At 52.3% G+C, this 14,648-nt stretch carries 13 protein-coding genes and 3 pseudogenes; 9 read left to right on the forward strand and 7 right to left on the reverse strand.

Annotation, left to right across the window (positions count from 1 at the left end; all coding sequences use genetic code 11):
* The first annotated feature begins 87 nt into the window (after window positions 1–87).
* Complete coding sequence (locus ACI2J2_RS17860; protein WP_404760539.1) at window positions 88–837, forward strand: 3-oxoacyl-ACP reductase family protein; 750 nt, start codon at window positions 88–90, stop codon at window positions 835–837.
* A 275-nt stretch (window positions 838–1,112) separates the two neighbouring features.
* Here ACI2J2_RS17860 and ACI2J2_RS17865 read toward each other — a convergent pair.
* Window positions 1,113–1,309 (reverse strand): annotated as a pseudogene (locus ACI2J2_RS17865) (hypothetical protein).
* A 790-nt stretch (window positions 1,310–2,099) separates the two neighbouring features.
* Between ACI2J2_RS17865 and ACI2J2_RS17870 the strand changes: the two are divergent.
* The 5 genes and pseudogenes from ACI2J2_RS17870 to ACI2J2_RS17890 form a co-directional block, all read left to right on the forward strand.
* Window positions 2,100–2,993, forward strand: a complete 894-nt coding sequence (locus tag ACI2J2_RS17870; protein WP_404760540.1) for a hypothetical protein — start codon at window positions 2,100–2,102, stop codon at window positions 2,991–2,993.
* Between the two features lie 14 nt (window positions 2,994–3,007).
* A complete protein-coding gene (locus ACI2J2_RS17875) occupies window positions 3,008–3,895 on the forward strand; it encodes a nucleotidyl transferase AbiEii/AbiGii toxin family protein (RefSeq protein ID WP_404760541.1) in 888 nt (295 codons plus the stop codon).
* Window positions 3,882–4,553: a PP2C family protein-serine/threonine phosphatase gene (locus tag ACI2J2_RS17880; protein WP_404760542.1), complete on the forward strand. Its 672-nt coding sequence runs from the start codon at window positions 3,882–3,884 to the stop codon at window positions 4,551–4,553. The genes ACI2J2_RS17875 and ACI2J2_RS17880 overlap by 14 nt, the downstream gene beginning before the upstream one ends.
* Before the next feature lie 394 nt (window positions 4,554–4,947).
* Window positions 4,948–5,112: pseudogene (locus ACI2J2_RS17885) on the forward strand (transposase); the annotation flags it as partial.
* Window positions 5,108–5,224, forward strand: a pseudogene (locus ACI2J2_RS17890) (SDR family oxidoreductase); the annotation flags it as partial. The pseudogenes ACI2J2_RS17885 and ACI2J2_RS17890, both read left to right, overlap by 5 nt.
* A 62-nt stretch (window positions 5,225–5,286) precedes the next feature.
* Here ACI2J2_RS17890 and ssb1 read toward each other — a convergent pair.
* Window positions 5,287–5,823, reverse strand: coding sequence for a single-stranded DNA-binding protein SSB1 (gene ssb1, locus ACI2J2_RS17895; protein ID WP_020837150.1), 537 nt, complete (start codon window positions 5,821–5,823; stop codon window positions 5,287–5,289).
* Between the two features lie 277 nt (window positions 5,824–6,100).
* Between ssb1 and uvrA the strand changes: the two genes are divergently transcribed.
* Window positions 6,101–8,932, forward strand: a complete 2,832-nt coding sequence (gene uvrA, locus ACI2J2_RS17900; protein ID WP_209637033.1) for an excinuclease ABC subunit UvrA — start codon at window positions 6,101–6,103, stop codon at window positions 8,930–8,932.
* A gap of 221 nt (window positions 8,933–9,153) precedes the next feature.
* Window positions 9,154–10,206 carry an NAD(P)-dependent alcohol dehydrogenase gene (locus tag ACI2J2_RS17905; protein ID WP_209637031.1) on the forward strand — a complete coding sequence of 351 codons (1,053 nt, stop codon included), beginning with the start codon at window positions 9,154–9,156 and terminating at the stop codon, window positions 10,204–10,206.
* Window positions 10,207–10,241: 35 nt separating this feature from the next.
* Here the strand turns inward: ACI2J2_RS17905 and maa are convergent, their stop codons facing one another.
* The 5 genes from maa to ACI2J2_RS17930 form a co-directional block, all read right to left on the reverse strand.
* Complete coding sequence (gene maa / locus ACI2J2_RS17910; RefSeq protein WP_404760543.1) at window positions 10,242–10,799, reverse strand: maltose O-acetyltransferase; 558 nt, start codon at window positions 10,797–10,799, stop codon at window positions 10,242–10,244.
* Window positions 10,800–10,968: 169 nt separating this feature from the next.
* Complete coding sequence (locus tag ACI2J2_RS17915; protein ID WP_209637029.1) at window positions 10,969–11,322, reverse strand: MmcQ/YjbR family DNA-binding protein; 354 nt, start codon at window positions 11,320–11,322, stop codon at window positions 10,969–10,971.
* A 4-nt stretch (window positions 11,323–11,326) separates the two neighbouring features.
* Window positions 11,327–11,743: a secondary thiamine-phosphate synthase enzyme YjbQ gene (locus tag ACI2J2_RS17920; protein ID WP_017894193.1), complete on the reverse strand. Its 417-nt coding sequence runs from the start codon at window positions 11,741–11,743 to the stop codon at window positions 11,327–11,329.
* Window positions 11,744–11,879: 136 nt separating this feature from the next.
* Window positions 11,880–13,073: an amino acid aminotransferase gene (locus ACI2J2_RS17925; RefSeq protein WP_209637027.1), complete on the reverse strand. Its 1,194-nt coding sequence runs from the start codon at window positions 13,071–13,073 to the stop codon at window positions 11,880–11,882.
* Between the two features lie 83 nt (window positions 13,074–13,156).
* On the reverse strand, window positions 13,157–13,624 hold the full coding sequence (locus ACI2J2_RS17930; RefSeq protein ID WP_209637025.1) for an Lrp/AsnC family transcriptional regulator: 468 nt from the start codon (window positions 13,622–13,624) through the stop codon (window positions 13,157–13,159).
* Window positions 13,625–13,838: 214 nt separating this feature from the next.
* Here ACI2J2_RS17930 and ACI2J2_RS17935 point away from each other — a divergent pair, with 214 nt between their 5' ends.
* Entirely contained in the window at window positions 13,839–14,606 is a 768-nt protein-coding gene (locus ACI2J2_RS17935; RefSeq protein WP_404760544.1) for a transporter substrate-binding domain-containing protein, read from the forward strand.
* Window positions 14,607–14,648: the final 42 nt, after the last annotated feature.

Here is a 14,648-nt window from a genome sequence, read left to right on the forward strand (position 1 = left end):
AGCTCTTTTGGGCTAGTTACCGATCCGCGCTTCTCCGATACTGAACCGGTAGATTCTTTAACCTCATCCCCACTTTGGAGAAACATCATGTCCGCAACTCTCTCTTTGAAAGGCAAAGTCGCATTCGTTCAGGGCGGTTCACGTGGCATTGGTGCCGCCATTGCCAAACGTCTGGCGCGCGAAGGCGCCGCCGTCGCATTAACCTACGTAGCCTCTGCTGATAAAGCCGATGCGGTGGTCAATGACATCATTTCCGCCGGAGGCAAAGCCCTGGCCATCAAGGCTGATAGCGCCGACGCTGCCGCACTGCAACAAGCGGTACGCCAGGCCGTAAATAGCTTCGGCAATCTGGATATTCTGGTGAATAACGCCGGCGTGCTGGCGATGGGCAGCACCGAAGAACTGCCGCTGGAAGATCTTGATCGCACTCTGGCAGTTAACGTACGCAGCGTGTTTGTCGCCAGCCAGGAAGCCGCCCGCCATATGAATGACGGCGGCCGCATCATCAATATTGGCAGCACCAATGCTGAACGTATGCCTTTTGCCGGCGGCGCAGTCTATGCCATGAGCAAATCTGCGCTGGTCGGCCTGACCAAAGGTATGGCACGCGATCTCGGCCCGCGCGGTATCACCGTCAATAACGTTCAGCCCGGCCCTGTGGATACTGATATGAACCCGGCCAGCGGGGATTTCGCCGAGCAGTTGAAAGCGATGATGGCGATCAGCCGTTATGGTAAAGATGAAGAGATCGCCAGTTTCGTCGCTTACCTCGCCGGCCCTGAAGCGGGATATATCACCGGCGCCAGCCTGAGCATTGACGGCGGCTTCTCGGCTTAATCTTTCTCAGAAAAGCAAAAAGCCCCTTTCGGGGCTTTTTTATTGGCTTCAGACGGCCTGATATCAGAAAGGTTATAACCACCTCTTATACATCAAAAATATAATAAACCATTATTTATTAAATGGTTAATAATTATCATGATGCTTTTCGTAGAATTTATCGTAAAAAATCCGTCAACTAAGCACGCCAAACTTTACTTTTCTCTTCTTCAGTCGTTGATGGTCCGCATCGAGCGAGGAGTGGACGTTGACTATTCTGTTCAACGTCACCAGATTCAGCCCCTAACATTCAGGTCTTCGCGCGTTGGGCCTTGAAAGTCGATGCTACTTATATGGCAACTACGAGGTTGAGCCAGCACAAAACGAATCGTTTCCCAGACCGATCGCCCATTCATCAGACGCTCCCCCTATCGACAATTGTCTCTAACCCAGTAAGTTCGAAATCCGGTGGGTATAGCCCTGTAACACGTATGTTTTCTTCGAACAACTGCTGGGACAGTTTAGTTGTAAACCCGCTAAACCCATGTTTGCTTGAGAAAAAAGCAGGATGTGCAATTGAATCCGTAAAATTCGGAATCCTACATGGCCTAGTGGGGGCGAAACTGAAAAATGCGACATCTATAACAACTCATTGTTATAACTAAATTTTAGTCATATTTCGTTTGAGACACTTAATTGTCCGAAAATGGTGTACGAATGGGATGATGCGTCCGAAAGTCATTTTGCTTAGTTTCGGACGGTATCATTATGGCTGTCCGATACCGTCCGGTTGCGGACAGAGCTAAAATGTTGCAAATCGCAGCTTAGCTCCCATTGGGCCAATAAGCAGTTCATTGATTGCATCGTACCGGGACTGATCAGGCTGACGACCTATACTTCCCTTCCTTGCTCTAGCTATTCCTTGTTTCTGCTGTTCCCACCGCTGCTCATAGTTTGGACTTCAGACACCTTGTTTCTCACCCTGATAAAGTCTGCAAGAAAGACTCAATAAACCACTGATGCGACAACCTGATTTACGGCGGGAGATTTTGATCTCAATGTCAGGTGATATGAGTTGCTACTGTTCTATCAAAACAAAACCAATAACTGTCACCATAATAATGTCCTAAGGACATTATTATGGTGACAGCACCTTATTGTCAAGCTTAATTTTTTAGCCATCTCAATTCAGTAAGTTATCTACAACCATGCTCAAAAATTTATTGACAATTCACAATTGCCAATGTATAAGTCCTAAGGACTTATACATTGGCATATACATCATGATAAAAACAATTTCTTTACGCGAAGCCATGAGGCTGACGCTGTTAAACCATCATCCTAAACCTGTCATCGCCCTCCATGAGTTCAATGCTTATCTTTATGCGTTGTACCGTGACAAAACATTTGAAGGTAGCAGGATTGGGAAAATACAGTCACCCGAGCCAGATTCCCGTGTGCTTACAGATAATCTGGCGAGTATCATCGAGCAGGGCATCCTCTCACCTGTTATTTCAGGTTACGTTTGGCAGCTGAGTAACCGGGATGCGGCTACCGCGCAGCAGATCGTCTGCAACCTTACTCCGTGGTCACATCTTGCCTATCTTTCAGCAATGGAATGGCATGGGATCACTGACCGTATTCCTCATGTCCTTCACCTTATTCAGGCTCCACTGAGTACGGCCAGAAATCAGCAGCTGACGCAACTGAAGGAAAAGTTTCCCGATCTGCAGAACGAACAACCTTTGATGGTTCGCGGATTCACTTCGCACGAAAAAATTGACGGTAAGGAGTTACATCAGCATACCCGTAGAAATTACCGACTCAGGGCTGATCTCCATGCTTCCGGAGGAATACGAGTTACCACTATTGGGGAGACCTTTCTCGATATGCTTCGTGAGCCAGATATGTGTGGCGGATATGCACACGTACAGGACATTTTTCAGGAATATGCGGCAGAACATTTACCAGTGATTGTCAAAACCGTGGATAAAACAGGAACCAGTATCGATAAGGCACGAACCGGTTATGTACTGGAAGAGATATGCAGCTTGTCGCACCGGACTATTGATAGCTGGAAGGCTGGCGTACAGCGTGGAGGAAGTAGAAAGTTGGTAGCGTCAAATCCTTACAAAAATGAATATTCCGAGGTATGGTGTATCTCAATTAACAACTGACTTTATTAAGTACTATGGAATATTCAATTGAAGACTGGATAGCTGCTGCGCCCAGGGATCGTGTAACGTTTCGTCAAGCAGTACATATCGTGCTACAAGCCATTGCCTCAAGTGAATATCTGAAACCTCGTATGATCATGAAAGGCGGTATGCTGTTAGGCCTACGCTATCAGAGTTCGAGGTTTACTGAAGACATCGATTTTTCGACCAGCATGCGTTATGCCGATATTGATGAAGCTCAATTTCGTCAAGAACTGGAAGAAGCCTTGCAGATTGCTTCTGACGAACTGCCTTACCAAGTAATCTGCGGCGTGCAGAAACTTGCAATACAGCCAAAGGATGTCGAAAACGCCACATTCCCCTCTTTTAAACTAACAATCGGATATGCACGCCGCACTCATGAAGCCGAAATGAACCGTTTCAAAAACGGACAATCACCTAATACGGTCAAGATTGACTATAGCTTCAATGAGAACAGCCACGCAGTTGATCACATCACGCTGACAGACGAGGAAGAAATCCAGGCCTACAGTTTTACAGATCTGGTTGCCGAGAAAATCCGTTCTGTCATCCAGCAGGTTGAGCGTAACCGCGCACGCCGACAGGACGTTTATGATCTCAATCTGCTTCTGAAAACCGTTACCCCGGATGAAAAAGAAAAACTTACCATTTTGACCACTTTACTGGATAAATCAGTAGGTCGTCTTCCTGCTGGCACTGTGAATCCGGACACGTTAAACAATCCTGACATTCGGGAACGGTCGTCGAGAGAATATGAGCTTCTTATAGATGAAATAGAGGGAGAGCTCCCGGATTTCAACCAGGCTTACGATCGACTGCGTACGTTTTATGCTTCACTACCGTGGGATATGGTCTCCGGGTGGCAGAATGTTCAGCACTGATTTTTTCTACTGTAATCAAGGATCACGGGAAGAGCAGCTTGATCGTTATATTGCTGTTGAAACAGGCCGTTGCAGGGTTTTTATGCTTGCAGATGGTTATTCCAGCTGTTCAGCAAAACCACACTATGTAGACTGGCTGACAGAACAGCTTTCACTGCTGAAGGATTCCGGGATTGACTGTGATGATATCTGCGATGAGATCGTCCGGTTATTGCAGCAAACTGACTGCTATCCGGGTAAAGCCAGCCTGGCCTTTGTCGTATCGGATGCGGCGAATTATCGATATACCACACTGGGAGATACGCGAATTTACTGGCCTGCAGAAAATCTCCGTACGGAAGATCACTCTATTGCACAACTTACGGTAGAAAGCGGGCGTTGTATCGCAGAAAAAATTCGCTTCCACCCCTATCGTAATAAACTCACACGGCATGCTGGCCAAGGATTAAAATATTTGCCTGACTGGGAAAGTAAACCTGTGAGCAATAATGAATGCATCCTTGTCTGCTCGGATGGCTTCTGGAGCCAGCTGGACGATAAGGATATCTTCAGGATTACAGACAATGCTGGTCTAACACGCCTGCTCGATCAAGTTATGACTACACCGCTGGCAGATAATCTTTCCGTTGCGCTTTTACGGTCAGCCCCAGCCCTGTAGCAGCTGCAGCGCATCCTGTGTATCGAGTGAGAAACGGGCCTGCTGATGCTAATGTATACGGACATTAGCACAGCACGCTGAACGGGAAAAAATTAACTATTCCTGCGTTTCCACCTTACCCGATGTCTTCCCATTGCCACATTGTTTAAGTTTAACAGCGTTGCTGATCGTCACCCTGCTACAACCAAGAACCCTCTGTACTTGGCTCCAGGAGCTGCCGCTCGCGATTAACCGGTTTATGGCATCATAGCGGTGTAAGTATCCCCTTAAAATAGTCCGTTCACTTTTAGAGCTCTTCCGACATTTGCTCTCCCCTGATCTCCCCCTGAAAACAATGCCAGTCTAAACTGAAGTATCCGGTCTTTCTTTCATCTCACTGAGAGGCATATCAACCATGAAAAAGACCCGTTATACCGAAGAACAGATAGCCTTTGCCCTTAAACAGACAGAAACCGGCACTCGGGTGGAGGAAGTGTGTAGATAGATGGGGATTTCTGAGGCTACTTTTTACAATTGGAAGAAGAAGTTTGGCGGCATGGGCGTGACGGAATTGCATCGGCCGCTACGGTAAAGATGAAGAGATCGCCAGTTTCGTCGCTTACCTCGCCGGCCCTGAAGCGGGATATATCACCGGCGCCAGCCTGAGCATTGACGGCGGCTTCTCGGCTTAATCTTTCTCAGAAAAGCAAAAAGCCCCTTTCGGGGCTTTTTTATTGGCTTCAGGCAACGGATATCAGAAAGGAATATCGTCGTCGAAGTCCATTGGTGGTTCGTTGCTGCTGGCAGCCGGTGCATTGTTCTGCGCTGGACGAGCTTGCTGACCACCGCTGAACTGGTTGCCACCCTGTGGCTGCTGAGGTTGGCCCCAACCGCCCTGGCCACCGGAAGCCTGGCCGCCGCCTGCTGGAGCACCGCCGCCTTGACGGCCGCCCAGCATCTGCATGGTGCCACCAACGTTAACCACAACTTCGGTGGTGTATTTTTCTACGCCAGCCTGATCGGTCCATTTACGGGTCTGCAGAGCGCCCTCGATGTACACCTGGGAACCTTTACGCAGATATTCGCCCGCCACTTCAGCCAGCTTGCCGAACAACACAACACGGTGCCACTCGGTCTTTTCTTTCTGCTCGCCAGTTGCCTTGTCACGCCAGCTTTCGGAGGTTGCCAGGGTAATGTTGGCCACTGCACCGCCATTCGGCATGTAACGGACTTCCGGGTCTTGGCCCAGATTCCCGACCAGAATTACTTTGTTTACGCCTCTGCTGGCCATGAGAACTCTCCTGATGATTGATTTTTACACAGTATAAACGAGTAAGTTTAACACGCTCAGCCTGAAACGACACCCGTGTTGATTACTGCGTCTTGTATTCCAGAATTGTCCTTTCGATCGACTTGCTTGCATTCATGTACTGGATATTCATTCAGGTTTTTTTGTGTCATAATTATGCGTTTCGTACTGGCTGTGCCGGTTTTTTGCGCGTTCGATCACAAAACAACCTGTAAATAACCCAGACAGGCGCGGTGTATCATCAAGACGGGAAGTGTAAATGGATAATATCGAAGTTCGTGGTGCTCGAACCCATAATCTCAAAAACATCAACCTGATTATCCCGCGTGACAAGCTGATCGTCGTCACCGGCTTGTCCGGTTCAGGCAAGTCCTCGCTGGCCTTTGATACTCTGTATGCTGAAGGGCAGCGTCGCTATGTAGAATCGCTCTCCGCCTATGCACGCCAGTTCCTTTCGCTGATGGAAAAACCGGACGTCGACCACATTGAAGGTCTGTCACCGGCGATCTCCATCGAGCAGAAATCGACCTCGCATAACCCACGATCCACGGTCGGTACCATCACCGAGATCCACGATTATCTGCGCCTGTTGTTTGCCCGCGTCGGCGAACCACGCTGTCCGGAACACCATGTACCGCTGGCGGCGCAAACTGTCAGCCAAATGGTGGACAACGTACTCAACCAGCCGGAAGGCAAACGCCTGATGCTGCTGGCGCCGGTCGTGAAAGACCGCAAGGGCGAGCACACCAAAACGTTGGAAAACCTGGCGAGCCAGGGCTACATCCGTGCCCGTATCGACGGTGAGGTGTGCGATCTGTCCGATCCGCCTAAGCTGGAATTACAGAAGAAACACACCATCGAAGTGGTCGTTGATCGCTTTAAAGTGCGTGACGATCTGTCTCAGCGTTTGGCAGAGTCGTTCGAGACGGCGCTGGAGCTGTCCGGCGGTACCGCAGTGGTCGCCGATATGGACGACGAGAAAGCGGATGAGCTGCTGTTCTCCGCCAACTTTGCCTGCCCAATCTGCGGTTACAGCATGCGCGAACTGGAACCCCGTCTGTTCTCGTTCAACAACCCAGCCGGTGCCTGTCCGACCTGTGATGGTCTGGGTGTACAGCAGTTCTTCGACCCGGAACGCGTGGTGCAAAACCCCGAGCTTTCGTTGGCCGGTGGCGCAATCCGCGGCTGGGATCGCCGTAATTTCTATTACTTCCAGATGTTGCGCTCATTGGCAGAACATTACGCGTTCGACGTTGAAGCCCCCTTCAACAGCCTGGACGCCAACGTGCAAAAAGCAGTACTCAGCGGTTCCGGCAAAGAATCGATCGAATTCAAATACATTAACGATCGCGGTGATACCACCGTGCGCCGCCATCCGTTCGAAGGCGTACTGCACAACATGGAACGCCGCTATAAAGAGACCGAGTCGAGCGCAGTGCGTGAAGAGCTGGCGAAGTTCATCAGCAACCGTCCTTGCGCCTCCTGCCACGGCACCCGTTTACGCGAAGAAGCACGTAACGTGTTCGTTGAAGACACGACGCTGCCGGAAATCTCCGATCTCAGCATCGGTCACGCGATGACGTTCTTCCAGAACATGAAGCTCAGCGGCCAACGTGCCCAAATCGCTGAGAAAGTCCTGAAAGAAATTGGCGACCGCCTGAAGTTCCTGGTGAATGTCGGCCTGAATTACCTGTCGCTGTCACGCTCGGCAGAAACATTGTCCGGTGGCGAAGCACAGCGTATCCGTCTGGCCAGCCAGATTGGTGCTGGCCTGGTGGGCGTAATGTACGTACTGGATGAACCCTCGATTGGCCTGCACCAGCGCGACAATGAACGCCTGTTGGAAACCCTGATCCACCTGCGTAACCTCGGCAATACGGTGATCGTGGTAGAACACGATGAAGACGCCATCCGCGCCGCGGATCACGTGATCGATATCGGCCCCGGAGCCGGTGTTCACGGTGGCCAGGTCGTGGCGGAAGGCACCGTCGAGGACATCATGGCACAGCCGGAATCACTGACTGGCCAGTTCCTCAGTGGCAAACGTGAGATTGCCATTCCGGAACAACGCGTCCCCGCCGATCCAACCAAGGTGCTGAAGCTGAGCGGCGCACGGGGTAACAACCTGAAAGACGTGACGTTGACACTGCCGGTGGGACTGTTTACCTGCATTACCGGGGTTTCTGGCTCCGGCAAATCAACGCTGATCAACGACACGCTGTTCCCGATCGCTCAGCGCCAACTCAACGGCGCCACCATTGCCGAACCGGCTCCCTTCCGTGACGTCAACGGTCTGGAGCATTTCGACAAGGTTATCGATATCGATCAAAGCCCGATCGGCCGTACGCCACGTTCCAACCCGGCAACCTACACCGGTATCTTTACCCCGGTACGTGAACTGTTCGCCGGCGTGCCGGAATCACGCAGCCGCGGCTACAACCCTGGCCGTTTCAGCTTTAACGTTAAGGGTGGCCGTTGCGAAGCCTGCCAGGGCGACGGTGTGATCAAGGTCGAAATGCACTTCCTGCCGGATATTTATGTGCCGTGCGACCAGTGCAAAGGCAAACGCTATAACCGTGAAACGCTGGAAGTGAAGTACAAAGGCAAAAGCATCCACGAAGTGCTGGAGATGACCATCGAAGAAGCGCGCGATTTCTTCGATGCCGTACCGGCATTGGCGCGTAAGCTGCAAACCTTGATGGAAGTCGGCCTGTCGTATATTCGTCTTGGTCAGTCAGCGACCACGTTGTCCGGCGGTGAGGCACAGCGCGTCAAACTGGCGCGTGAACTGTCCAAACGCGGCACCGGCCAAACGCTGTATATTCTGGATGAACCTACAACCGGTTTACACTTCGCCGATATTCAGCAACTGCTGGCGGTGCTGCATCAATTGCGCGATCAGGGCAATACCATCGTGGTCATTGAACACAACCTGGACGTGATTAAAACCGCGGACTGGATTGTCGACCTGGGGCCGGAAGGCGGCAGCGGCGGCGGTGAAATCCTGGTTGCCGGTACACCAGAAACCGTGGCCAACTGCGAAGCGTCGCATACCGCGCGTTTCCTCAAGCCATTACTGAAGAAGAAGTAACCCTGCCCGGCGGGCCGTTCCTGTGACGGCCCGCGCTATTACCTGTTTCGGTAAAATTGAACAGAAACAGGCAAGATTTAGACATTTTCAGGCATTTCCCTCCTCGCTCACCGCTTTTATCATCAACGTTCCCTCTGTGGCCCCTTGATATACTCAGGCCGCGTCTCACCGGCATCCGCTGCCGGAAACTGTTCTCCCACTCATTGATGACTGGAGTTACCATGAACATTACGCATGCCTATGCCGCGCACGACGCCAAGTCAGCGCTAGTTCCTTTTGATTACACACCGCGCACCCTGCGCGACCACGATGTGCAAATCAACGTTCTGTTCTGTGGCGTCTGCCATTCTGATTTGCATCAGGCCCGCAACGAATGGAGCAATACGCTTTTCCCGGTAGTGCCCGGCCACGAAATCGTAGGTCGAGTGAGCGCCGTAGGCAGCCACGTTTCACGTTATAAGATCGGCGACTTGGTTGGCGTTGGCTGTATGGTGGATTCCTGCCGCAGTTGTCCGAGCTGTGACGAAGGGCTGGAGCAATACTGTGAGAACGGCTTTACCGGCACCTATAACGGACAGGATCGACAAACCGGCGCCACCACCTACGGCGGCTACTCAACCGATATGGTGGTAGATCAGGACTTCGTGCTGCGCGTACCGGAAAACCTCGATCCTGCCGGAGTGGCCCCGTTGCTGTGTGCGGGTATCACCACCTATTCCCCACTGCGCCAATGGGGCGCCGGGCCGGGTAAAAAGGTGGGGATCGTTGGCCTCGGCGGGCTGGGGCATATGGGCGTCAAATTGGCCCGGGCGATGGGGGCGCATGTGGTGTTGTTCACCACTTCCACATCTAAAGTCGAGGACGCCAAACGCCTTGGCGCGCATGAAGTGGTGATCTCACGCAATCCGGACGAGATGGCCCAACACACCAACAGCTTCGACTTTATACTCAATACGGTCGCAGCCCAGCACGATCTGAACCCGTTCCTTAACCTGCTGCGCCGCGACGGTACCCTGACGCTGGTCGGCGCACCAGAACACGACCATCCGTCACCGCAGGTGTTCAATTTGATCATGAAGCGCCGCCGTATCGCCGGTTCGCTGATCGGCGGCATTGCGGAGACTCAGGAAATGCTGGATTTTTGCGGCCAACATGGCATTACCTCGGATATTGAGCTGATCCCGATGCAGCAAATCAACCAGGCCTTCGAGCGGATGCTGAAAAGCGACGTGAAATACCGTTTCGTGGTGGACATCAATTCACTGCGCGGCTAAGCACTTCGGGCGCCCACTGTGGCGCCCGATTTTTCCTACAGTTGTTTAATGATTCGCGCCGGGTTGCCACCGACCACGCAGTTGGCTGGCACATCTTTAGTCACCACCGCACCGGAAGCCACCACCACGTTATCCCCCAGCGTAACGCCCGGATTTATCACTGCCCGACCACCGATCCACACGTTATCACCAATATGCACCGGTTTGCCAAACTCTGCCCCGCCGATACGGGTTTCTGCGTCCAATGGATGGGTAGCGGTGTAAATATGGACGCCCGGTGCCAACATGCAGTTATCACCGATATGCACTTCGCACACGTCAAGGATCACGCAATCAAAATTAGCGTAGAAGTTTTTGCCCAGATAAATGTTGTAGCCGTAATCACAGCGAAACGTCGGTTCGAGGGTTCCGCCCTGATATTGACCCAGAAGCTCCACCAACCATTGCTTACGCAATGCCCCCTCATCCGGAGATGAGTGGTTATAATGGTGTACCAACTGGCGCGCGCGCTTGCGCTCGCTGCGGAGTAACTCGTCACCAGCGTCATACAATTCACCCGCAATCATCTTGCGTTTTTCTTCACTCATGGCCATGTCATGACATCCTTTCGTCTTTCGGCTTATTGATTAATGAAGCCTAGTCGTTTCAATCAAACATTAAAAAGGGAACGTTCCCATAATCAAGCTGACTTCACAATTTGGAAGATTAACTGAAGGAAGGGTGAAGATCGTAAAAGGCAGGTCTGTACCTGCCCCTTAAGATTCAAGCGCGCAGTTCTTGGCGTACGTGCTCAGGTAATCCCTGCAACACCAACTGATACGAGCTGTCGATCAAGCTATAGAACTGAGAGTTCGGCAGGTTGCCGTCGAGAAACACGGTATTCCAGTGTGCCTTGTTCAACCGCTCGCAGGCCACGATCTCTGGATGGTGTTCCCGCAAGCTCTCCGCCAGCTCCGGGCTGGACTTTACCGCCAGTGCCGGCCGCCCCTGCACCTCGCACACCATGGCAAACATCACGTCACCAACCTTGATCTGACTTGCCTGCCACTGGTTCTGGTCGCTCTGTTCCGCGCCCGGCTTCGCCATGCAGTATTCCAGCAGTGCTGTGTTATTCATTGGGTTATTCCCCCTGTAAAGTGGCCACAACCCGGCGTGAACCGCCGTGGATGCGGTGCTCCCCCAGCCAAATTCCTTGCCATGTGCCCAGCATCAGTCGCCCGTGACCGACAGGCAGCGTCAAGGACGTGCCCAACAGAGAGGATTTGATGTGCGCCGGCATATCGTCCGGCCCTTCATAGTCATGTTGGTAGGGTGCGTTCTCTGGCACCTGACGCAGGAAATGCTGCTCCATATCGGCTCGCACCGTAGGATCACAGTTCTCGTTCAGCGTCAGCGAAGCCGAGGTATGCTGCAACAACAGATGCAGCAGGCCAGTTTGCAGGCGGTGTAAGTGGGTTAGCTGGTCGGTAATTTCTTCAGTAACCAGATGAAAACCACGCGCTTTTGCGCTGAGGATTAGCGTTTGCTGATGCCACATAAGTGAGCGCCCCTCAATCAGTATATTCTCTCTCCAGTTTGCGGCAACTCCGGCGACAAACCGACAACAAAAAAGGGAGCGATATCGCTATCGCTCCCTTCGCATGACGATGAACGTCAGTTCACCCTAACAGCAATCACTGCACCGCGGCAAACGCCTCGGCCACCTGATGCACGTTGTTATGGTTCAAGCCAGCCATACAAACACGGCCGCTGTGGATCAGATACACACCAAACTCTTCACGCAGGCGATCAACCTGTGCCGCGCTGAACCCGGTGTAGCTGAACATACCGCGCTGTTCCAGCAGGTAATCGAAGTTACGCTGCGGTAGAGCAACTTTCAGCGCTTCCACCAGCGTTTTGCGCATCTCAAGGATACGGTTACGCATAGTCTCGACTTCTGCCAGCCACTGGGCTTTCAGTTGCGTATCGTTCAGCACCTTTGCCACCACCTGCGCACCGAAGTTCGGTGGGCTGGAGTAGTTGCGGCGAACCGTCGCTTTCAACTGACCCAGCACGCGCCCGGCAGCTTCTTCGCTTTCGCAGACCACTGACAGGCCGCCGACACGTTCACCGTACAGCGAGAAAATTTTCGAGAACGAATTGCTCACCAGGCACGGCAAGCCCGCGGCAGCAAGGGTGCGAATGGCATAAGCGTCTTCGGTAATCCCGCCGCCAAAGCCCTGGTAGGCGATATCGAGGAACGGGATCAATTCACGTTCGGCGATCACCTTAACCACGTCATCCCACTGGGCGTTTGTCAGATCAGAGCCCGTCGGGTTATGGCAGCATGGGTGCAACAGGGCAATGCTGTGTTTTGGCAGTTGTTTCAACGCGCTGAGCATTGCGTCAAATTTCACACCCAGGCTTTCGTTGTCAAAGTACGGATAGGTGTTCACCTTGAAACCGGCACCGCCAAAGATGGCAATGTGGTTTTCCCAGGTCGGATCGCTGACCCATACCTGCGAATCCGGAAAGTAGCTTTTCAGGAAGTCGGCACCGACCTTCAGCGCACCAGAACCGCCAACGGTCTGAATGGTGGCAACGCGTCCCTGCTGCAACATCGGGTGCTCAGCACCAAACAGCAGGTGTTGAACCGCAGTACGATAAGGGTGCAGGCCTTCCATCGGCAGATAGACCGACGCCCCCTGATCCACCGCGTTCAACTGCGTTTCAGCTGCGGCAACTGCTTTCATCTGCGGGATAATGCCCTGCTCGTCATAGTAAAGGCCGATACTCAGGTTAACCTTGTGCGAACGGGGATCTTTTTTGAATTTTTCCATCAGCGACAGGATCGGGTCACCTGCATAGGCATCAACGTTCTGAAACACGGGGTTGTTCTCCTGGATTATTAGGGTTTGGGGGCACAGCATTAGGCTCTAATATAGACGGAAAACGGCATTCGGTCTGAGCTTTATCTCGCAACGGGCAACAAACCGTTTTCCTTGATACGGTTGAGCACGACCGCCGTTTTGATATGCGCCACACTTTTATGCCGCGACAGCGTCTGACTGATGAAATCGTCCAGCGCCGGCAGATCCGCCACGGCCACTTTCAGCAGGTAGTCAGCGTCGCCTGTGGTTTTATAAGCGTCAAGAATGGCGTCCACTTCTTCCAGCATCTGGTGGAAACTGTCAATTTGCTCCTGCCCATGCTGAGTCAGGCTTACTTCAATCAGCCCTACAAGCCCCAGCCCGACGGCCTCTGGCGCCAAACGCGCGTGATAACCGCGGATCAGCTGTGCCTGCTCCAGGCTGATGCGCCGCCGTGAGCACTGGGAAGCAGACAGCCCAACCAATTCGCTCAGTTCCTGATTGGTCAGACGGCCATTGGTCTGTAACAGCGTCAGGATTTTCATATCAAAATCGTCAATGTTGTACATAGCCACCTGTAAACTGTGTTAATAAATGTTGACGTTACAGCCTATCAGTTTTTTGACTGTGGATACCCTCCCCCCGCCGAGGTTGTGAAGCGCACAGCAGCAATGCCGAACGTTTCCACCAACTCATGGCATAAAAAGTGGGTAACTCGCGCAAGTCAGCAACAATTAACGGCTAAATTGCGCATAAAACCACGAATGTATAAAAAGGACGCCGATGAAAAAGCTATTCCCTCTCGCACTGCTGGTTGCCGCCGGGAGCGCCAGCGCCCAATCGCACCTGGATAAAGTCATTCAGCAGGGCACGCTGGAAGTGTGCACGACTGGCGATTACAAGCCCTATACCTTCCTGAAAGAAGACGGCAGCTATGAAGGTATTGATATCACCATGGCGGAATCGCTGGCCAAGAGCCTGGGAGCCAAAGTGAAATGGGTGAAAACCAGTTGGAAAACCCTGACGCCTGATTTTGTCGCCGGTAAATGCGATATCGCTATGGGTGGGATCTCTGTCACGCTGCAGCGACAGAGGCAGGTGTTCTTTGCCGATAAGCTCGATACCGATGGCAAGATCCCGTTGGTGCGCTGCACCGACGTGAAAAAATACCGCACCATAGACCAGATCAACAAGCCGTCAGTGCGCCTGCTGGAACCGGCTGGCGGTACCAACGAAGCCTTCGTGCACACCTATCTGCCCAAGGCCAAGCTGACATTGACCCATGATAACGTGGGCATTTTCCAACAGTTAGTCGACAAGAAAGCCGATGTGATGATCACTGACGCTTCCGAAGCGTTATATCAGCAAAAGCGTTATCCGAAACTATGTGCGGTAAATCCGAACAAACCGATGCAGTACGGCGAGAAGGCCTACATGCTGCCGCGTGATGATTTGAGTTGGAAACTGTATGTGGACCAGTGGCTGCACCTGGCCAAAGCGACCGGTGAGTATCAGAGCATTATCGATCAGTGGTTGGCGGTAAAGAAGTAACGCGCAAGTGATCGGGGCCAGCACATTGTCGCTGGCCCCCTC

Source organism: Serratia sp. NPDC087055, assembly GCF_044900985.1.
In the GTDB taxonomy this organism is placed as follows: domain Bacteria; phylum Pseudomonadota; class Gammaproteobacteria; order Enterobacterales; family Enterobacteriaceae; genus Serratia.

Coding starts and splice junctions, on each gene's coding strand:
- ACI2J2_RS17860 (WP_404760539.1), top strand. CDS start 88: ATGTCCGCAACTCTCTCTTTGAAAGGCAAAGTCGCATTCGTTCAGGGC.
- ACI2J2_RS17870 (WP_404760540.1), top strand. CDS start 2,100: ATGATAAAAACAATTTCTTTACGCGAAGCCATGAGGCTGACGCTGTTA.
- ACI2J2_RS17875 (WP_404760541.1), top strand. CDS start 3,008: ATGGAATATTCAATTGAAGACTGGATAGCTGCTGCGCCCAGGGATCGT.
- ACI2J2_RS17880 (WP_404760542.1), top strand. CDS start 3,882: ATGTTCAGCACTGATTTTTTCTACTGTAATCAAGGATCACGGGAAGAG.
- ssb1 (WP_020837150.1), bottom strand. CDS start 5,823: ATGGCCAGCAGAGGCGTAAACAAAGTAATTCTGGTCGGGAATCTGGGC.
- uvrA (WP_209637033.1), top strand. CDS start 6,101: ATGGATAATATCGAAGTTCGTGGTGCTCGAACCCATAATCTCAAAAAC.
- ACI2J2_RS17905 (WP_209637031.1), top strand. CDS start 9,154: ATGAACATTACGCATGCCTATGCCGCGCACGACGCCAAGTCAGCGCTA.
- maa (WP_404760543.1), bottom strand. CDS start 10,799: ATGGCCATGAGTGAAGAAAAACGCAAGATGATTGCGGGTGAATTGTAT.
- ACI2J2_RS17915 (WP_209637029.1), bottom strand. CDS start 11,322: ATGAATAACACAGCACTGCTGGAATACTGCATGGCGAAGCCGGGCGCG.
- ACI2J2_RS17920 (WP_017894193.1), bottom strand. CDS start 11,743: ATGTGGCATCAGCAAACGCTAATCCTCAGCGCAAAAGCGCGTGGTTTT.
- ACI2J2_RS17930 (WP_209637025.1), bottom strand. CDS start 13,624: ATGTACAACATTGACGATTTTGATATGAAAATCCTGACGCTGTTACAG.
- ACI2J2_RS17935 (WP_404760544.1), top strand. CDS start 13,839: ATGAAAAAGCTATTCCCTCTCGCACTGCTGGTTGCCGCCGGGAGCGCC.